Source organism: Mycolicibacillus koreensis (genome assembly GCF_002104795.1).
Classification (GTDB): Bacteria; Actinomycetota; Actinomycetes; order Mycobacteriales; family Mycobacteriaceae; genus Mycobacterium; species Mycobacterium koreense.
The window spans coordinates 97,500-115,296 of sequence record NZ_NCXO01000005.1 but is presented as its reverse complement, the minus strand read 5'-3'; the positions used below and the strand labels follow the sequence as shown (position 1 = coordinate 115,296).

19 protein-coding genes are annotated in these 17,797 nt (G+C 66.5%); 12 read left to right on the top strand and 7 right to left on the bottom strand.

Annotated elements, in window-relative coordinates:
• Window positions 1-29 precede the first annotated feature (29 nt).
• From murC to B8W67_RS03910, 8 genes are all read left to right on the top strand, one after another.
• Window positions 30-1,427, top strand: a complete 1,398-nt coding sequence (gene murC, locus B8W67_RS03945; RefSeq protein ID WP_085302354.1) for a UDP-N-acetylmuramate--L-alanine ligase — start codon at window positions 30-32, stop codon at window positions 1,425-1,427.
• A complete protein-coding gene (locus tag B8W67_RS03940; protein WP_109561701.1) occupies window positions 1,424-2,347 on the top strand; it encodes a cell division protein FtsQ/DivIB in 924 nt (307 codons plus the stop codon). Before murC ends, B8W67_RS03940 begins: the two co-directional genes overlap by 4 nt.
• Window positions 2,348-2,527: 180 nt before the next feature.
• Window positions 2,528-3,724, top strand: coding sequence for a cell division protein FtsZ (gene ftsZ / locus B8W67_RS03935; protein ID WP_174254724.1), 1,197 nt, complete (start codon window positions 2,528-2,530; stop codon window positions 3,722-3,724).
• A 14-nt stretch (window positions 3,725-3,738) separates the two neighbouring features.
• A complete protein-coding gene (pgeF, locus tag B8W67_RS03930; RefSeq protein WP_085302315.1) occupies window positions 3,739-4,443 on the top strand; it encodes a peptidoglycan editing factor PgeF in 705 nt (234 codons plus the stop codon).
• A 241-nt stretch (window positions 4,444-4,684) separates the two neighbouring features.
• Window positions 4,685-5,356, top strand: coding sequence for a cell division protein SepF (locus B8W67_RS03925; protein ID WP_085302313.1), 672 nt, complete (start codon window positions 4,685-4,687; stop codon window positions 5,354-5,356).
• Window positions 5,357-5,514: 158 nt separating this feature from the next.
• Window positions 5,515-5,808 (top strand): YggT family protein, encoded by a 294-nt coding sequence (locus B8W67_RS03920; RefSeq protein WP_069390827.1) that lies wholly within the window; start codon window positions 5,515-5,517, stop codon window positions 5,806-5,808.
• A gap of 201 nt (window positions 5,809-6,009) precedes the next feature.
• Window positions 6,010-6,813, top strand: a complete 804-nt coding sequence (wag31, locus tag B8W67_RS03915) for a DivIVA-like cell division protein Wag31 (RefSeq protein WP_085302312.1) — start codon at window positions 6,010-6,012, stop codon at window positions 6,811-6,813.
• Window positions 6,814-6,864: 51 nt separating this feature from the next.
• Window positions 6,865-7,275 carry a DUF308 domain-containing protein gene (locus tag B8W67_RS03910; protein WP_085302310.1) on the top strand — a complete coding sequence of 137 codons (411 nt, stop codon included), beginning with the start codon at window positions 6,865-6,867 and terminating at the stop codon, window positions 7,273-7,275.
• A gap of 18 nt (window positions 7,276-7,293) precedes the next feature.
• Here B8W67_RS03910 and B8W67_RS03905 read toward each other — a convergent pair whose 3' ends face one another.
• The 5 genes from B8W67_RS03905 to B8W67_RS03885 form a co-directional block, all read right to left on the bottom strand.
• A complete protein-coding gene (locus tag B8W67_RS03905; RefSeq protein ID WP_085302308.1) occupies window positions 7,294-7,959 on the bottom strand; it encodes a phosphoribosyltransferase in 666 nt (221 codons plus the stop codon).
• A 72-nt stretch (window positions 7,960-8,031) separates the two neighbouring features.
• Complete coding sequence (locus B8W67_RS03900; protein ID WP_163797008.1) at window positions 8,032-8,907, bottom strand: ATP-binding protein; 876 nt, start codon at window positions 8,905-8,907, stop codon at window positions 8,032-8,034.
• A gap of 258 nt (window positions 8,908-9,165) precedes the next feature.
• Entirely contained in the window at window positions 9,166-9,744 is a 579-nt protein-coding gene (locus B8W67_RS03895; RefSeq protein ID WP_005086626.1) for a carboxymuconolactone decarboxylase family protein, read from the bottom strand.
• Window positions 9,745-9,778: 34 nt separating this feature from the next.
• A complete protein-coding gene (locus B8W67_RS03890; RefSeq protein WP_005086624.1) occupies window positions 9,779-10,879 on the bottom strand; it encodes a zinc-dependent alcohol dehydrogenase in 1,101 nt (366 codons plus the stop codon).
• The gene (locus tag B8W67_RS03885) at window positions 10,876-12,369 is read right to left on the bottom strand and encodes an acetyl-CoA acetyltransferase (protein ID WP_005110545.1); all 1,494 of its coding nucleotides are present in this window, start codon (window positions 12,367-12,369) and stop codon (window positions 10,876-10,878) included. The genes B8W67_RS03890 and B8W67_RS03885 overlap by 4 nt, the downstream gene beginning before the upstream one ends.
• 51 nt (window positions 12,370-12,420) lie before the next feature.
• Between B8W67_RS03885 and B8W67_RS03880 the strand changes: the two genes are divergently transcribed.
• The 4 genes from B8W67_RS03880 to B8W67_RS03865 all read left to right on the top strand — a co-directional run bounded on the left by B8W67_RS03880 (window position 12,421) and on the right by B8W67_RS03865 (window position 15,173).
• A complete protein-coding gene (locus B8W67_RS03880; RefSeq protein ID WP_014850466.1) occupies window positions 12,421-13,107 on the top strand; it encodes a TetR/AcrR family transcriptional regulator in 687 nt (228 codons plus the stop codon).
• Between the two features lie 45 nt (window positions 13,108-13,152).
• Entirely contained in the window at window positions 13,153-13,590 is a 438-nt protein-coding gene (locus B8W67_RS03875) for a PaaI family thioesterase (RefSeq protein ID WP_005086620.1), read from the top strand.
• Window positions 13,590-14,501 carry an alpha/beta fold hydrolase gene (locus tag B8W67_RS03870; protein ID WP_005086619.1) on the top strand — a complete coding sequence of 304 codons (912 nt, stop codon included), beginning with the start codon at window positions 13,590-13,592 and terminating at the stop codon, window positions 14,499-14,501. Before B8W67_RS03875 ends, B8W67_RS03870 begins: the two co-directional genes overlap by 1 nt.
• 90 nt (window positions 14,502-14,591) lie before the next feature.
• Entirely contained in the window at window positions 14,592-15,173 is a 582-nt protein-coding gene (locus B8W67_RS03865; RefSeq protein WP_005116470.1) for a TetR/AcrR family transcriptional regulator, read from the top strand.
• Window positions 15,174-15,189: 16 nt separating this feature from the next.
• Here the strand turns inward: B8W67_RS03865 and B8W67_RS03860 are convergent, their stop codons facing one another.
• Window positions 15,190-16,389: an NAD(P)/FAD-dependent oxidoreductase gene (locus tag B8W67_RS03860; protein WP_005086617.1), complete on the bottom strand. Its 1,200-nt coding sequence runs from the start codon at window positions 16,387-16,389 to the stop codon at window positions 15,190-15,192.
• The gene (locus tag B8W67_RS03855) at window positions 16,386-17,774 is read right to left on the bottom strand and encodes a cytochrome P450 (RefSeq protein ID WP_005086616.1); all 1,389 of its coding nucleotides are present in this window, start codon (window positions 17,772-17,774) and stop codon (window positions 16,386-16,388) included. The genes B8W67_RS03860 and B8W67_RS03855 overlap by 4 nt, the downstream gene beginning before the upstream one ends.
• Window positions 17,775-17,797 lie beyond the last annotated feature (23 nt).

Genomic DNA, 17,797 nt, shown 5'->3' with positions numbered 1-17,797 from the left:
CCCTGCCGGCGGAGCTGCAGCGGGTGCACATGGTCGGCATCGGCGGCGCCGGGATGTCGGGGGTGGCCCGCATCCTGCTCGACCGCGGTGGGCTGGTGTCGGGATCCGACGCCAAAGAGTCGGCGGGGCTGCGGGCGCTGCAGGCGCGCGGCGCGACGGTCCGTCTCGGCCACGACCCGTCGGCGCTGGACCTGCTGCCCGGTGGGCCCACTGCGGTGATCACCACCCACGCCGCGATCCCCAAAACCAACCCGGAGCTCGTCGAGGCCCACCGCCGCGGCATCCCGGTGCTGCTGCGTCCGGCGGTGCTGGCCAAACTGATGCTCGGTCGTACCACCGTGCTGATCACCGGCACTCATGGCAAGACGACGACCACCTCGATGCTGGTGGTCGCGCTGCAGCACAGCGGGCTGGACCCGTCGTTCGCCGTCGGCGGGGAGCTCGGCGAGTCCGGTACCAACGCCCACCACGGCACCGGCGCGATCTTCGTCGCCGAGGCCGACGAGAGCGACGGTTCGCTGCTGGAGTACACCCCCGACGTTGCGGTGGTCACCAACATCGAAGCCGACCACCTGGACTTCTTCGGCAGCACCGAGGCCTACACCGCCGTGTTCGACGCGTTCGCCGCCCAACTGGCCCCCGGCGGCACCCTCGTCGTCTGCGTCGACGACCCCGGCGCGGCGGCGTTCGCCGAACGCGCCCGCGCCCGCGGAATCCCGGTGATGACCTACGGCAGTGGGCCGGGGGAGCTGAACGGCCGCCTGCTGGACTGGCAGCAGCACGGCACCACCGCCACCGCGCGCATCCAGGTGGCCGGCGAGCCCGAGGCCCGGACGCTGTCGCTGGCGGTGCCGGGCCGGCACATGGCTCTCAACGCCGTGGGCGCGTTGCTGGCGGGGCTGGCCGCCGGCGCGCCGACGGAGGCCCTGCTGGCCGGACTCGCCGGGTTCGAGGGGGTGCGCCGGCGCTTCGACCTGGTCGGCACCACCGCCGGGGTGCGGGTCTTCGACGACTACGCCCATCACCCCACCGAGATCCGGGCCACGTTGGCCGCGGCGCGCAGCATGTTGGCCGAAGCGGGGGCCGGGCGGCTGCTGGTGGTGTTCCAGCCGCACCTGTATTCGCGGACCAAGGCGCTGGCCGCCGAGTTCGGCGCGGCGCTCAGCGCCGCCGACGAGGTGTTCGTCCTTGACGTCTACGGCGCCCGCGAACAACCGTTGGCCGGGGTCAGCGGGGCCAGCGTCGCCGAGCACGTCAGCGCCCCGGTGCACTACCTGCCGGACTTCTCCGCGGTGGCGCAGACCGTGGCCGCGGCCGCGGCCCCCGGTGACGCGGTGATCACCATGGGTGCCGGTGACGTCACGCTGCTGGGGCCGGAGATCGTGACCGCGGTGCGCGGCCGGGCCGAGGCGGGGGAGCGGGCGTGACCGACCCGGAGCACCCGCTGACCGAGCCCGCCGCCGACGACGAGACGGTCGCGCCCGCCGACGACGACCAGGCGGCCACGCCCGCCGCCGACGACGATGAGTTCGAAGGCCCGCGCCGGCGGGCCCGGCGCGAGCGGGCCGAGCGCCGGGCCGCCCAGCAGCGGGCACGGGCGATCGAGGAGGCCCGCCGCGAGGCCAAACGCCGCCTTCGGGGCTCCGCGACGCCCACCACCGCGCGACCGGTGCCGCGCGGCGCGGTGCGCGGCCTGAAGATGCTGCTGTGGGGCGTGCTGGCGGTTGCGGTGACCGTCGGGCTCGGCCTGGTGCTGTATTTCACGCCGGTGATGTCGGTGCGCACCCTCGACGTCGTCGGGTTGGCTGCGGTCACCGACGCCGAAGTCCTCGACGCCGCCCAGGTCGCTCCGGGCACCCCGCTGCTGCAGGTCGACACCGACGCGGTCGCCGACCGGGTGGCGACGATCCGGCGGGTGGCCAGCGCCCGGGTGCAACGTCAATACCCTTCGACGTTGCGGATCACCATCGTGGAACGGGTGCCGGTGGCGGTGCGGGATTTCCCCGACGGGCCCCACCTGTATGACCGGGACGGCGTCGACTTCGCCACCGGTCCGCCGCCGCCGTCGCTGCCGTACCTCGACGTGGCCACCCCCGGACCGACCGACCCGGCGACCACCGCCGCTCTCGACGTGCTCACCGCGCTGCGCCCCGAGGTGGTCGCCCAGGTCGGCCAGATCGCGGCGCCGTCGGTCGCCTCGATCACGTTGACCCTCGTCGACGGGCGCACCGTGATCTGGGGCACCTCCGACCGCACCCAGAAGAAGGCCGACACGCTCGCCGCACTGCTGACCCAGCCCGGCGAGGTCTACGACGTGTCCAGCCCGGACCTGCCGACTGTGCGCTGATCGCCGCGGCACGGGAAAAAATTCGCGGGGCGCGACTCGGCGCGCCTTCCCGGTTCCTGCGGGATTCGCCCCTACCGTTCTGTTTGCACGGAACTACTTGACATAACTCTAAGCCTCTGGTTGAGGTTGAGGGTTTGCCCGGGGGGTTCCGGAACCGACAAACCCGTCAGGGAGGACCGAATGATGACCGCCCCGCACAACTACCTCGCCGTCATCAAAGTCGTCGGCATCGGCGGCGGTGGCGTCAACGCCGTCAACCGGATGATCGAGCAGGGACTCAAGGGCGTGGAGTTCATCGCGATCAACACCGACGCGCAGGCGCTGCTGATGAGCGACGCCGACGTCAAGCTCGACGTCGGTCGCGAATCCACTCGCGGGCTCGGCGCCGGAGCGGACCCCGACGTCGGTCGCAAGGCCGCCGAAGACGCCAAGGACGAGATCGAGGAGCTGCTGCGCGGCGCCGACATGGTCTTCGTCACCGCCGGGGAGGGTGGCGGCACCGGCACCGGCGGAGCGCCGGTGGTGGCCTCGATCGCCCGCAAACTCGGTGCGCTCACCGTCGGGGTGGTCACCCGGCCGTTCTCGTTTGAGGGCAAGCGGCGCTCCAATCAGGCCGAGGCCGGGATCACCGAGTTGCGGGAGAGCTGCGACACCCTCATCGTCATCCCCAACGACCGGCTGCTGCAGATGGGCGACGCGGCGATCTCGCTGATGGACGCCTTCCGCAGCGCCGACGAGGTGCTGCTCAACGGGGTGCAGGGCATCACCGACCTGATCACCACCCCGGGGCTGATCAACGTCGACTTCGCCGACGTCAAGGGCGTGATGTCCGGCGCGGGCACCGCCTTGATGGGGATCGGGTCGGCGCGCGGGGACGGGCGGGCGCTCAAGGCGGCCGAGATCGCGATCAACTCGCCGCTGCTGGAGGCCTCGATGGAGGGCGCTCAGGGCGTGCTGATGTCGATCGCCGGCGGTAGCGACCTGGGGCTCTTCGAGATCAACGAGGCCGCCTCGCTGGTCCAGGATGCCGCCCACCACGAGGCCAACATCATCTTCGGCACCGTCATCGACGACTCGCTCGGCGACGAGGTGCGGGTGACCGTGATCGCCGCCGGCTTCGACGCCAGCGGGCCGAGCCGCAAGCCGGTGGTCGGTGCCGCACCCGGCGCCCCCGGCGCCCAGAGCGGTGGTGCCCCCGGCGGCGGCGGTCAGTCCTTCACTCCCGGGCAGGCCGGGCGGGTGTCCTCGTCGCTGTTCGAGCCCGCCGATGCGGCCAGCATCCCGGCGCCGACCAACGGGGCGACGGTCAGTGTCGGCGGCGGGCGTGACGACGATGACGACGACGACGTCGACGTGCCGCCGTTCATGCGCCGCTGAGTGACGCCGGGCCGATGAGCGTGCGGATCCGTCGGGTGAGCACCACCCGCGCCGGCGGTGTCTCGACACCCCCGTTCGACACCTTCAACCTCGGCGACCACGTCGGGGACGCACCGGAGGCGGTGGCGGCCAACCGAGCCCGGCTGGCCGCGACGATCGGGCTGCCGGTCGAGCGGGTGATCTGGATGCACCAGGTGCACGGCACCCGCGTGCAGCGGGTGACCGGCCCGGGGCCGACGGTGCCCGACACCGACGCGCTGGTCACCATCGAGCCCGCTCTGGCGCTGGCGGTGGTCACCGCCGACTGCGTGCCGGTGCTGCTCGCCGACGCCCGCGCCGGGGTGATCGGCGCCGCGCACGCCGGCCGGGTCGGCGCGCAGCGCGGGGTGGTCGCGGCCACGGTGGACGCGATGATCGCCGCCGGAGCCGCGCGCGAGGACATCTCGGCGTTTCTGGGACCGGCCGTCAGCGGCGCCCATTACGAGGTGCCCGCGGCCATGGCCGACGAGGTCGAGCAGGCGCTGCCGGGAAGCCGCACCGAGACCATCGCCGGGACCCCGGGATTGGATCTTCGCTCCGGAATCGCTTGCCAGCTAAGGTCTTTGGGCATCACGGCGATCGACGCCGACCCGCGCTGCACGGTCGCCGACCCTCAGCTGTTCAGCCATCGCCGCGACGCTCCCACCGGCCGACTGGCATCGCTGGTGTGGATGGAGTGACCGCTGTGACAGGAGAGACGGGCCCGCCCTCCGGTCGCGACCGGAGGGCGCCTCGGGCCTTATCGGGGTCAACGCCCGACCAGCCGCCCCGGAACGGCCCAGGAAAACCCGCGTGAATCGGGATGGCGCCGTGTGCGTGTCGGTACCGCGGTTACCGCGATGCGGCGGTTACGGTCACCGTGAATCGTCACTCCAGTCACATCTTCATCACGAACATCATCTCGCTTAGAAGGGCCCCGCGATGAGCACACTGCACAAGGTCAAGGCCTACTTCGGTATGGCTCCCATGGAGGACTACGACGACGAGTACTACGACGACGACGGCCGGGCCCCGATGCGGGGATACGGCCGGCGGGGCGACCGGTTCGGCGACGAGGAGTTCGACCGCTTCGAGCGTGACTACGAGGATCCCCGCGACGCCCGTGACCCGCGCGCCGATCTCGACGACTTCCCTCCGGGCAGCTACCGCGGTGGCTACGACGCCGACCCGCGGGAGCCGCGGTTCCGGCCGCGGGAATTCGAGCGCCCGCACGACCTGGGTCGCAGCCGGTTCGCAGGACTGCGCGGAGCGACCCGCGGGTCGTTGGCGATGGACCCGCGGCGGATGGCCATGCTGTTCGACGAGGGCAGCCCAATGTCGAAGATCACCACCCTGCGGCCGAAGGATTACAGCGAGGCCCGCACCATCGGCGAGCGCTTCCGTGACGGCACCCCGGTGATCATGGACCTGGTGTCGATGGACAACGCCGACGCCAAGCGGTTGGTCGACTTCGCCGCCGGGCTGGCGTTCGCGCTGCGCGGATCCTTCGACAAGGTGGCGACCAAGGTGTTCCTGCTCTCACCGGCCGACGTCGACGTCACCCCCGAGGAGCGTCGCCGGATCGCCGAGACCGGGTTCTACGCCTACCAGTAACCGCCCATAATGGCTCACCGGTAGCGCCGACCAGCACCGGTGGTGTCGCACCCACCGGCGATGCGAGGCGGTGCGCGGGACTCGGTAGGGTGGTCGACGTCGGGCTGGCCGCCGGTCAGCGATCCGTGCTCATCGGAGTGGTCGTTTAGGTGGCGTAGATGGCGTTGTTCTTCGGGATTCTCGGTTTCGCGCTGTTCTTGTTCTGGCTGTTGCTGATCGCGCGGATCGTCATCGAGTTCGTCCGGTCGTTGAGCCGCGATTGGCATCCGCGCGGGTTCACCGTGGTGATCCTCGAGCTGATCATGAGCATCACCGATCCGCCGGTGAACCTGTTGCGCCGGTTGATCCCTCAGCTGACCATCGGCTCGATCCGGCTGGACCTGTCGATCATGGTTTTGCTGGTGGTCGCGTTCTTCGGGATGGAACTGGCGTTTAACCAGGCCACGGGGTAATTCCGGGGCCCGCGACGGTCTTCGTATCGGCATCCGACCGTGTCGATATTGAGATTGAAAATCCCTCTTATTTATTGGGCTGCAGGGTAATCTGCGCGTCAGGTGTGACAGGATGGGCGCCAGTTACTTGCCGGGTACCGTATCGTTCAGCACGATCACATCAGTTCGATAAGCGACGGTCCAGACTTGAGGGGTTCGACAATGCCGCTGACACCAGCCGATGTGCACAATGTGGCGTTCAGTAAGCCGCCGATCGGGAAGCGCGGATACAACGAGGACGAAGTCGACGCGTTCCTCGATTTGGTCGAGGGAGAGCTCGCCCGCCTGCTGGAGGAGAACTCCGATCTGCGTCAGCGTGTCAGCGAACTGGACCAGGAGCTGACCACCGCCCGCGCCGGCGGCGGGGCCGCCGCCCAGGCCACCCCGGCGGTGCCGCTGTACACCCCCGAACCCGAGCCCGAGCCGGTCCGCGAGCCGGCGCGGGCGGTCAGTGACGGCACCGACGAACAGCACCTCAAGGCCGCCGCTCGGGTGCTGAGCATGGCCGAGGACCAGGCCGACCGGATGACCAGCACCGCGCGCGCCGAGTCGGAGAAGATGATGTCCGACGCACGCGCCAACGCCGACCAGATCGTCACCGAGGCCCGTCAGACCGCCGAGACCACCGTCGCCGAGGCCCGCCAGCGTGCCGACTCGCTGCTCGCCGACGCGCAGAGCCGCTCGGAGGCCCAGCTGCGCCAGGCCCAGGAGAAGGCCGACGCCCTGCAGGCCGACGCTGAACGCAAGCACTCCGAGATCATGGGCAACATCAACCAGCAGCGGACCGTGTTGGAGGGGCGCCTCGAACAGCTGCGCACCTTCGAACGCGAGTACCGCACCCGGCTCAAGACCTATCTGGAATCCCAGCTGGAGGAACTCGGCCAGCGCGGCTCGGCCGCGCCGGTGGACACCAGTGCCGGCGGGGACCCGAGTGGTTACGGTCAGTACAACCGGGGAAGTAACTAACCACGCCGTCGCGACCGCGATGTCGGGAGCAACACGGTTGGAGGGGAAACGATGCTGATCATCGCGTTGGTGCTGGCGGTCATCGGCTTGGCCGCGCTGGTCGTCGCGATCGTGACCAGCAACGCCGTCGTGGCGTGGGTCTGCATCGGTGCCAGCGTGCTGGGGGTGTTGCTGTTGACCGCCGACGCGCTGCGTGAACGCCGCCGCCGCGGTGTCAGCGCGGCTGAGGAGGAGCACCCCGACATCGCCGACCCCGAGGCGGGGGAGGACCTCGAGGAGACCGAGGATATCGACGAGGCCGAGGAGTCCGAGGATGGCGCGGGCGCCGCGGTCGAAGCCGGTGACTCCGAGGACTCGGAGGTGACCCCCGACCCGCTGAGCAGCGAGGACTCTGCGGAGGACTCTCAGGAGGCCGCCGACGACGGCGGTGAGGCTCCCGAGGCCGACGACCGCGACGACTAGCGTCGTCGCCGGGCCGGTTCAGCTCCGCGGGGCCAGCAGCGCACGCACCTCGTCGTCACTGACTTGGTGAAAGTCGACGAACGCCTGCCCCACGGCCTCAAAGGTCGCCGGGGTGTGCACCGCCACCACCACGTCGGCCTCGTGCTCGAGGGTGCGGAACACCGACGGCGGGGCCACCGGCACCGCCACCACCACCGCGGCCGCGCCGCCCGCGCGCACCGCTTGCACCGCCACGCGCATGCTGGCCCCGGTGGCGATCCCGTCGTCGACGAGCAGCACCGTCTTGTCGCGCACCGCTACCGGCGGCCGATTCCCCCGGTAGGCGCCTTCACGGCGGTGCAATTCGGTGCGTTCCCGGTCGATGACCCGTTGCAGTTGCTCGTCGCTGACGCGAGCGTCGGCGATCACCGCGTCGTTGAGCACCACCGCGTCGCCGCTGGCCAACGCCCCCATAGCCAACTCCGGCCAGTGCGGCACGCCGAGTTTGCGGACCAGAAATACATCCAGGGGCGCGTCGAGCGCGGCGGCGACCTCGGCGGCCACCGGCACCCCGCCGCGGGCCAACCCCAACACGAGCACATCGGGGCGGCCACGGTAGGCGGTGAGTTGCTCGGCCACCGCCTGGCCGGCCTCGCGGCGGTCACGGAAACCGCGGAAGCCCCGGGAGCCGCCCAAGGTACGCATCACTGCTCAGGGTGGCATCAACGGCGTGTTTTTGCAGCCGGTTCACCCCGCGTCAATGGTGGTTCGTGTGTTTCATGGGCGTAGGGCGGCGACGGGTATCACCTGGATTCCGTCCTTGCGGGTGTAGCCGTAGGTTGCCGTGGTGATGACGCCCAGAACGGCGGGGTCACCGGCTTTCTCCGTGTCTATGGTCGAGGCGAACCTCAGCAGGGTCCCGGCGGCGGCGTCGATGCGGCCGGGGCCGAGTTTCATTTTGAAGGCTCCCCACGTCCCATCGGGAACCTGAAGGATGACATCAACCTCTTTGCCATTGCTGTCCCGGTAGTGCGCAACGGTTCCGCGTAGGGGTGAGGACAGTACCCGCAGATCCCGCACGACGAGGGACTCGAACAGCGGTCCACCGAAACTGAGATCGTCCAGCAGCCGTGTCGGGGTGCTGGCAAGTGCCGCGACGGCCAGTGAAGGATCGACGAAGTGGCGTTTGGGTTCTTGTCGCAGCGTCGCCCTGGATCGCAGGTGCGTTGACCAGGCCGGCACGTCGTCGATGAGCATGAGCCGTTCGAGTGCGGCCAGGTAATCGTAGATAGTGGTTCGAGCGAGTTCTGTTTCGTTGTCGCCCAATGTTTCCCGCGATAGCGCAGAGATCTTCACCTCGGTTGCGGTGTTCCGCGCCAGTGACGTCAGTAATCGTCGCAGGCGCTTGGGGTCGCGTCGCGGCCCAGAGATCGATGGGATGTCGACTTCGCGCGCGTGATCCAGATAGTCGATGTTGCGCTGCAGTGCGCTGTCGACGGTGCTGCCCAGGTTGGAGGGCCAGCCACCGACGGCGATGCGATCGATGATCTCTCGTACTCCCAGTCCGGGATCTGGACAGGACGTGTGCTCTCCGGCCAGGAGGCCGGCCACAGAGATCTCGCCGGTGGAATCGCCGACCTCGTACAGCGACATCGGGCGCATCGAGACCTTGGCGCATCGCCCGGCCCCACTATGTCGCATCACGTCGTCGGTCGGAGTCGATGAACCGGTGAGGATGAACTGTCCGACTGACCGCCGGTCATCGCGCGATCCGAGGTCGAAGTGATTCTTATAGCTGCATCGCTAACAAAAAATGTGTCCGAGGGGGGACTTGTCCGTCTACGACACGGGTCGTGGTCTGGCGATTGGGGCGCTGACCGCTTCGGTCAAGCACCGGTCCACCTTTTTCGCTCAATCGCGACGCCGAGGAGCTCGCCCATCGGGCGGCCAGCCGTCGGTACCGGACTCAAGCGGAATATTCAGAGATCGAAGCAGGATCGAAAAGAGCCGCCAATTGGCGATTGCTCCGACAAGTTCGACCAAAACCGCGTGATCGCTATTGAACGCCTTCTGGCACCCAGCCCAGTTTTCCTCGGAGATGACCCCGTCGCGTACCACATCATCGGTCGCTGCGAGGACCGCACGCTCGACTGGCCCGAGGCTTTCGGAATTCTGCCAGTCGCGCACCGCGAGGAGATCACGCTCAGGCACGCCGAGCAGTGTGGCGATTCGCCAATGTTGAGTCCATTCGTATTCGGAGCCAGTGATCCAGCCGATGCGCAAGATGACCAGCTCGCGTAGCCGCGCGTCAAGGGAACCGCGGAAGAGTAACGCGTCCAGCAGCCCATACAGCGCAACCGCCACACGCGGCTGATGAAGTGCCACGCGGAATACCGACAGCTCTGCCAACTCTTCGGGCAACCCACATTCGGCAGCTCGCAGCTGGGCCTGCTCACGGTCGAGCATCGGTACGCGTTCCGCCATGGTCACGGGTGGCCCTCTCTGTTGAACCTCTGCACCGCCGTTAGGGCGTGGGCAAAAAGACGTTGTGGAGCGCCCCACTTGATCGGGCACTTTCATCTGCAAGCGAAGTGAGCAGCTGTGCGAGCCCAGCGAATCCGGTTGATTCTCTGGTGATCCGGTCGAACGGCCAGCGGCCCATGGCGAGAATCTCGAGGGCTGCCCGGTAGGCGGGATACTCCACGCCGAGTGCGCCTACGACGTGTAATTCTTTATAGACCAACAAGTCTGGTTCAAACCGGGGCGCGCCGCCTCCTCCGCGGGTGCCGGCCACCACAATTGTGCCGCCGGGCCTGGCAAGGCCGACGGCATCGGCGAACGCGGAGGGTGCTTTGGCGGTGACGTCGACGACCACGTCGGCAAGCCGTCCGCCTGTCTCACGCTGAAGCGCGGTCGCTGCATCGTCCTGCGATACATCGATGGGCAGGTCGACACCGAATGATCTGGCGATGGCCAGTCGTTGTTCGTCGCGTGGGCCGACGCCGGTCATCGCGACGAACGCGGCTCCCGCCTCTTTGGCCGCCACCGCCGCACAGATTCCGCGGATGCCGGGCCCCAGGATCGCTACGACGTCCCCGGCCTTGGTGTCGGGAAGAGTCGCCCCCCATTGGATACCGGCCCCGAGAGGGTTGAACAACGTGGCGAGAACGGGGTCCATGTCTTCGGCAATCGGGAGCAGCATCGCGTCCCACGGAAGCTCCACATGGGTGGCGTATCCGCCCCATAAGCCCGCGCCGATCTCCACGTCGACGAACCCGAACATGGTGGCGATGCCGTTCACCGCGCACCGCCGGTATTCGCCGCGGCGGCACTCGGGGCAGTCTCGGCAGGACCGGAACACCTCAACGGCCACGCGCTGGCCGGCTTGTACACCCCAGCGTTGGCCGGCCGCAGCGCCGACATGTTCGACGATGCCGACGATTTCGTGCCCTGGAACGAATGAGAAGCCGGCAGGCAGGTGTCCGGTGAATTGTTCGTGATCTGTTCCGCACAGACCGCATGCTTCAACTCGCAGGATCGCACCCCGGTCGCCGACGTCGGGGATGATCATCTGGCGCCGCTGCAGACTCCGCGGTCCGGTCAGCACCATCGCCTCGGCGATCATGGAAGCTCGAATCCGGTGAACGACCCTGTGTTTCGGAGGCACACCGTTTTACCTACATACATTTCCCCGCCCATCGCCTCGGCAATCTGCGGATCGTCGCTGCGTGCGACGACTCTTCGCCCGTCGGACAGGTGCGCGATGATCGGAGTCCATCGAGGTTGCCCGTCTCGGTCGTAGACGACGGTGTATCCGTCCACTGTCGCGCAACCGGTCGCCTCGTCGACGCCTGCGACACCCAACCTCGATGAATCGATCTGAGCTTGCTCGACCGCCGTGTCGAGCAGTCGCCACCCGGTTGGTGGCGGGGTGGCCGACCACAGACCGACCGAATGCTTCGTCGAATACCACCCGAGGCCGGTGACGAGTCCGACATCGGTTGGGTCGCGTCTACACCGTCGGACCATCTCAACGATCGAGTGGCTGACGTAATTGTTTCCGGGACCGCCGTGATACGGCAGGCCTCCGGTTACTGTGAGGCCTCTGTCGTCGAGGGGGTCCAAGTCGAGAGCCTCGGCAGTCATCTCAATTGCCGACGGGAAGCAGGAGTAGAGATCGAACCACCGGATGTCGTCGATGGTCAACCGCCCCGCATTGAGAGCCTTCCGTGCCGCTACCTCGATACCCGATGAGCGACTGAGGTCCGGCCGTTCCACGGGGAAGTACACGTCGTTGCAAGTCGCTGCTGACCAGGGAAAGACCCAACGATCGCGCGCGACGCCCAATTCGTCCGCCACCTCGGCCGCCATGAGAATGAAGGCGGCAGCCATGTCGACGGACATGATGCTGTTGAGCAACTTGGGATAGGGCAAGCAGACCATGCGGTTTTCCGCGGTGACTTCGCTGAGTTCGGTGGCACTTCGTGCGCGTGGGAACCAGGCCTGTTCCGGATGGCGTGCCGCCTCGGCTGTGAACGGTGCCATCAGCGTGCCCAGCCACTCCCGTTGAGCATCGAAGTCGCGGCCGTGGCGCGCGGCGATCGCGGACTCGAAGATGGGATACACCTCGTGCGGCCAACTCAGACCCACCGACAATTCGGCTTGACTCAGCCCGGGGCGGGCGTCGCCCAGGGATTCGTCGCCGGAGCGGGGTGGGGGCGGCGAGTCGAGAAGTGCCCTGCCCTGAAGCTTGCGTGCGGAATGCCCGCTCTCCGCCCCGACGACCAGGACGACATCTGCACGGCCTTCGCGTATTTCGCCACCCAACACCTCGACGAGATACTGCGGGGTGTTTCCGCCGACGGGACAGCTGATGCGGCGGGCGGGACTGATGTGCATCGCTTCGGCGATCCTGCTGGCGGGATTGTCGCGCGGTATGACCAGGATGCCGGGAGTCGCGACGGTGTCGATGCGCCGCTCGACCGGGCGACCTGCGTCTTTGACCGCGCGGCGTGCGGCTTCTACCGCCAAGTCGATCGGGTCCACGAAGTCGTTCCCGCGATGGGTAACTTCGCCCACGCCGACGACAACCGGGGTACGCGCTTCTACCAACATCGGCATCGGCATCCGCTCAGGGCCACGGGGCTGACTTGAGACATAACTGCGATGGTGTCATGTGCGTGGGCAAGTCACAATGGTGTGCGCGCGCGGCATACTGGCTGTGTGTCGACGAGGTTGTTGAGATGGGGCGCCGCCGCGCCGACAGATCGTGGGTCCGCTCGCGACCGGTTGCTCGATGCTGCCGAGCGGTGCCTCGAGAGTTGCGGTGTGGTGGGCACGACTATGGAGGACATCGGCAGAACAGCGGGTGTGTCCAGGGCAACGGTGTATCGCTACTTCCCCAGTCGGGAGGCGGTGATGTCGGGCGTCATCATTCGCGCCGCCGAGCGCTATCTCGACCGCATCAGCCCGCGGATCGCGGCGCACGCCGACCTGGGCTCCGCGCTCGTCGACTTCGTGGAATACACGGTTGAGGCCGCGCGCCGCGAAGAGATCATCGGATTGTTGTTCGGCAGCGACGAGGAACTAGCCGGCGTGGGTCTCGCGGCGGGGACCTCGACGTCCCTCTTCGAAATCGTCACCGAATTTCTGCGTCCCATCTTCACCAGACACTGGAGTTGCGTGGAACCGGGCGTCTCCGTCGACGACGCCGCCGAGTGGGTTGTCCGCACGATACTGAGCCTGCTGACTGTTCGAGGGCCGCGGGAGCGCAGTCGTGACGGACTCCGGGCGTTTCTGTCGAGGTTTCTCCTTCCGGCGATCCTGGCGGGTGACCACGCTCGACCGATGTGACATCTATGGAGTAATGTCTCGACGGCAGATGAGGTAGGAGGGCCTGTGCAATTCACCACGTTCAACGAACAGGTCGCTGAGCAACTCAAGAGCGCAGCAGAAACCACGGGCGGGTTGGCCGGTTACCTCGGCTTCCGTCACACCGAATTCGCTGCGGGACGGCTCGTCGCGGAGATGGACGCACGCGACGACCTGAAGACGCCGTTCGGCAACCTGCATGGGGGCTGCTTATCGGCCATGGTCGACCACTGCCTCGGCGTGGTGTTTTATCCCGTGATTCCACTGGGATCTTGGGTCGCGACAACGGAGTTCAAACTGAATCTGCTTCGTCCGGTCTCCAGCGGCACCTGTGTAGCCACAGCTGAGATCATCGCGCTGGGCAGAACCAGCGGGGTGGCGCGGATCGACATCTGCAACGACGGCAGAGCGGTGTGTGCGGCCCAGGGAACCGTCACCGTCGTCGCACCGAAGACGAGCTCCTGATGTCGGCAAAGAGAACAGGCGATTCGTCGGCTCCTGTGGTCGAGCGCGTGCCCACGGCAGACGGGCTGGCGCTGGCCGTCGACCTCTACCACTGTGACGCACCGCGGGCGGTCGTGTTGCTCCTTCACGGCGGCGGTCAAAGCCGACACGCCTGGGACGTCACCGCCCAACGCCTGCACCAGCGGGGATACACGGTGGCCGCGTACGACACCAGGGGACACGGGGACAGCGACTGGGACCCCGACGGACGCTACGACATGGACCGGCTGGGGTCCGACCTATTGGCCGTGCGCTCATACGCCGATTCCGGCCGCCCCGTCGCCGCGATCGGCGCATCTCTGGGCGGGTTGACCATTCTCGGAACACACTTGCTCGCCCCGCCGGATCTATGGCAGGCCGTCGTGCTGGTTGACGTCACTCCGAGAATGGAGATGGACGGCGCCCGACGAGTCGTAGCGTTCATGTCGGCACACCCCGAAGGTTTCGACAGCCTAGAGTCGGCCGCTGACGTGATCGCCGCCTACAACCCGCACCGCCCTCGCCCCGAAAACCTCGACGGGCTCCGAAAAGTCCTCGCCCGTCGCGAAGACGGTCGCTGGTCCTGGCGATGGGATCCAGCCTTCGTGACGTCGAATTTCCAGTTCCTGCAGGGTGATCCAGACGAGGGCGCTGAGTACTTCGAGATGATGAGCGCCTTCCTTCTCGATGGTGCGCGGCAGGTGTCCGCGCCAACGCTGCTGGTCCGGGGCCTACTATCTGACATCGTCTCCGAAGAGACAGTAAGGCATTTCCTGACCGTCGTTCCGCACGCGCAAACCGTTGACGTGTCGGGCGCGGGACACATGATTGCCGGCGACAACAACGACGCATTCTCGACGGCGGTCGTCGAATTCCTCGACAGGACCATATGAACCCTGCTGTCGGTTGACTGCCCATGTAGGGCTGGCGCCTATCCTGCTCCTATGCCAACTGAACCAGTGCGGGTGTCTTTCCGCCGGCATGTGCGCGAAAAGGTTTTGAGGGCGACACGAGAACTCGCCATCGAGAAGGGCTGGGATCAGGTCCGGATGAGCGAGGTTGCCGAATCGGTCGGCGTCTCCCGCCCGACGTTGTACAAAGAGTTCGGCGACAAACAGGGGCTCGGCGACGCGCTTGTGGTGTCGGAGGGCCAGCGCTTTATGGAAGGCATTCTTGCCGTCCTTGCCGAACACGTGGGCGACGTGCGGGGCGGCATCACCGCAGCGGTGCAATTCACCCTCTGTGAAGCAGAAGACAGCCCGCTCCTCAAGGCAGTTCTGACGTCCAACGCTTCGGGGAATGATCGCGGTGGCTCGTCGTCTACTGGAGTCCTACCTCTTCTGCCGACGTCGGCTTCCCTGCTTCAGCTCTGCTCCGCGGCTCTGATCACGTGGTTTAACGACCACTTCGACGATCTCGATCCCGAAGACGTTGAGGAGGTCGCAGATGTTCTGGTGCGACTGACAGTGAGTCATGTTGTACTCCCCGCCGCGGACATCGCCACCACCGGTGAGCGGATCTCCCGCGTAGCACTCAGGTACCTGGGAGTTGTCCACAGTTTGTAGCCAGCAAGCTCTCGTGTCAGATCGAGCCGGCGAGGAGCTCTGAGCGGTCAACTCGGAGCTGCTGGCTGATGGCCCGCTTACTGGACATGAAATCGCGAGGACGATTGACGCAGTCGGCGGCGATGAGTTCGCCCTCGCGGAAGTAGAAGCAGCTGAAGTCACGGTCACGCGACGGGTCACCACTGAGCAACAGTTCGTCGTATCCGGCGTTGAGACCGGCAATCTGGAGTTTGAGATCGTACTGGTCGGACCAGAACCACGGAAGCGCAGCGATTGCGCTGTGTTTTCCGCAGATTGTCGCCGCAGCGATCTTGGCCTGCTCGCCGGCGCTCGATACGGATTCCAAACGAATACGCGAGCCGTATCGAGCCATGGTGTGGCTCGTGCAGTCGCCGGCGGCCACGATGTCGGGGTCGCTGGTGCGGGCCTGGTCGTCGATCACGATGCCGTTGTCGACGGATAATCCTGCGGCCGAGGCGAGCTCGGTGTTCGGCACCACACCGACGCCGACGATGACCAAGTCGGCGGGGATCGATTCGCCGTCAGCCAGCACGACCTCCTGCACCCCACCGTTACCGGAGAAGGCTTCGACGAGGGCGTGTGTTCGGATCTCCACTCCCTCGCCGCGGTGGATTCGCGTGTAAAACGCGGAAACCTCCGGCGCGGTGACCCTTTCGAGTACACGCTCGGTTGCCTCGAGGACGGTGACGTTCATGCCGAGCGAACACAGCGAGGCCGCCGTTTCCAACCCGATGTAACCGCCGCCCACGATCACAACCCTCCGACCCGGTGTGGCGGCGGCACGGATCAACTCGACGTCTGCAGCGGTACGCAGGTAGTGAATTCCGGGAAGATCCACCCCTGGTGTGGGGAGTCGTCTGGCCCTTGCGCCGGTGCACAACGCGAGCTTGGTGTACGTCAGCGTGTCGCCGGTGCTCAGAGACACACGCTTGGCACTCCGGTGGATCGCCTCCACGGTCGCATTCAAGAGTCGAATGTGCTGCTTTTCGTAGAAATCAGCGCCGCGAATCAGGAGGTCGTCGAGGCCGTTCTTGCCGGCCAGGTATCCCTTCGACAACGGAGGCCGGTGGTAGGGCAGTCCCCCCTCGTCGCCGATGAGCACGACCTCCCCAGACCACCCCTCCCTTCGAAGATTAGCTGCCAACTGCGCGCCGGCGTGGCTCGCGCCGACGATCACCGCTCGTTCGGGAGTCATGCACTCGGCCTGGGAGTGAGGCGAACCATCAGCTTGCTGATACCCCTGACGAAATTCGATTGCACATACTCGGGTTCGCCGACCACCTCGATGTTCTCAAAGCGAGGGAGCAATTCCTCCCACAGGATTCGAAGCTGCAACTCAGCAAGTCGGTTTCCCATGCACCTGTGCACGCCGAACCCGAACGAGATGTGATTGCGGGCGTTGCTCCTATCGATGATCAACTCATCGGCCCGCTCGAAGACACGCTCATCGCGGTTACCAGAGGCGTACCACATCACGACCTTGTCGCCCTTGCGGATGAATTGCCCGTTCAACATGATGTCTTTTTTCGCGACTCGGCGCATGTACGCCAACGGGGTCTGCCAGCGAATGATCTCGGACACCATGTTGGGAATCAGGTCAGGGTTCGCCTTCAACTTCTCGAACTGATCGGGGAACTGGTTCAAGGCGAGAACCCCTCCGCTCATCGAGTTGCGAGTCGTGTCGTTTCCCCCGACGATCAGCAATACCAAATTGCCGAGGAATTCCATCGGGCGGTCGATGAGATCCTTAGTGTCCTCGTTGGCCTGCAGCATCGTGATCAGATCGAAGCCCGGTCGCTCCCCGTTGGCGGTACGGGCCGCCTTGTCATGCCAGAGAGCGCTGAGCCCCTTCGCCATGTCGACCATGCCACGAAACACTCTGTCGTTGTCGGAAGGACCGCCATTGGCTTGCTCCATGGAGGTGGCGAGGTCCGACCATTCCACGAGCTTGTGCCGCTGCTCGTACGGGAAGTCCAGCAGGGTCGCGAGCATGCGCGCTGTCAGTTCGATGGAGACGTGGTGCACCCAATTGAACGGCTGATCCACCGGTAGATCGTCCAGCACTTCCTGGACACGCGAGCGGATCAGCCCCTCCATCTCGCGCAGGTTCTTCGGCGCGACAACCCCTTGGACGGAAGCGCGCTGCAAGTCGTGTTGTGGCGGATCCATCGCGATGAACATGGCGATGTCCATAAAACGAGGCGGTCTCCCGATGATGATGAACGGCTCTGCGGAGAAAGCCTCGTGGTTCTTGTCGACGGCGATGATGTCCGCGTGGCGGGTCACCGACCAGAACGGGCCGAACGGACTGCGAGCCTGGTAATGCACCGGCGCCTCGTTGCGCACGCGTTCGAAGTAGGACTTCCAGCGGCCTTGGCGGTAGAGGAACGGGTTGCTGAGATCGATGTCGGCGATATCGACGTCCTCGACCGGAGGAATGGGCGTCTCGGTGAAGATCTTCTTACCATTGGTTCCGGTTACCCACCGACGTGTCTTGTCGTAGAGGTGTGCGCCGCGGATTTGCAGCTCCAGAGGCACGGCAGACTGGGCTTTGGCGGCCACTGCCGCGGGAATACTCATTATTGTTTCCTCCAAATCCATGA

Excerpts from the sequence above, each read along its gene's own strand:
- B8W67_RS03885 (WP_005110545.1), bottom strand. The coding sequence starts at position 12,369 with ATGTTGGTAGAAGCGCGTACCCCGGTTGTCGTCGGCGTGGGCGAAGTT.
- ftsZ (WP_174254724.1), top strand. The coding sequence starts at position 2,528 with ATGATGACCGCCCCGCACAACTACCTCGCCGTCATCAAAGTCGTCGGC.
- pgeF (WP_085302315.1), top strand. The coding sequence starts at position 3,739 with ATGAGCGTGCGGATCCGTCGGGTGAGCACCACCCGCGCCGGCGGTGTC.
- B8W67_RS03920 (WP_069390827.1), top strand. The coding sequence starts at position 5,515 with ATGGCGTTGTTCTTCGGGATTCTCGGTTTCGCGCTGTTCTTGTTCTGG.
- wag31 (WP_085302312.1), top strand. The coding sequence starts at position 6,010 with ATGCCGCTGACACCAGCCGATGTGCACAATGTGGCGTTCAGTAAGCCG.
- B8W67_RS03870 (WP_005086619.1), top strand. The coding sequence starts at position 13,590 with ATGTCGGCAAAGAGAACAGGCGATTCGTCGGCTCCTGTGGTCGAGCGC.
- B8W67_RS03880 (WP_014850466.1), top strand. The coding sequence starts at position 12,421 with ATGGTGTCATGTGCGTGGGCAAGTCACAATGGTGTGCGCGCGCGGCAT.
- B8W67_RS03900 (WP_163797008.1), bottom strand. The coding sequence starts at position 8,907 with ATGTCGCTGTACGAGGTCGGCGATTCCACCGGCGAGATCTCTGTGGCC.
- B8W67_RS03890 (WP_005086624.1), bottom strand. The coding sequence starts at position 10,879 with ATGATCGCCGAGGCGATGGTGCTGACCGGACCGCGGAGTCTGCAGCGG.
- B8W67_RS03860 (WP_005086617.1), bottom strand. The coding sequence starts at position 16,389 with ATGACTCCCGAACGAGCGGTGATCGTCGGCGCGAGCCACGCCGGCGCG.
- B8W67_RS03905 (WP_085302308.1), bottom strand. The coding sequence starts at position 7,959 with ATGCGTACCTTGGGCGGCTCCCGGGGCTTCCGCGGTTTCCGTGACCGC.
- B8W67_RS03925 (WP_085302313.1), top strand. The coding sequence starts at position 4,685 with ATGAGCACACTGCACAAGGTCAAGGCCTACTTCGGTATGGCTCCCATG.
- murC (WP_085302354.1), top strand. The coding sequence starts at position 30 with ATGGTCGGCATCGGCGGCGCCGGGATGTCGGGGGTGGCCCGCATCCTG.
- B8W67_RS03855 (WP_005086616.1), bottom strand. The coding sequence starts at position 17,774 with ATGAGTATTCCCGCGGCAGTGGCCGCCAAAGCCCAGTCTGCCGTGCCT.
- B8W67_RS03910 (WP_085302310.1), top strand. The coding sequence starts at position 6,865 with ATGCTGATCATCGCGTTGGTGCTGGCGGTCATCGGCTTGGCCGCGCTG.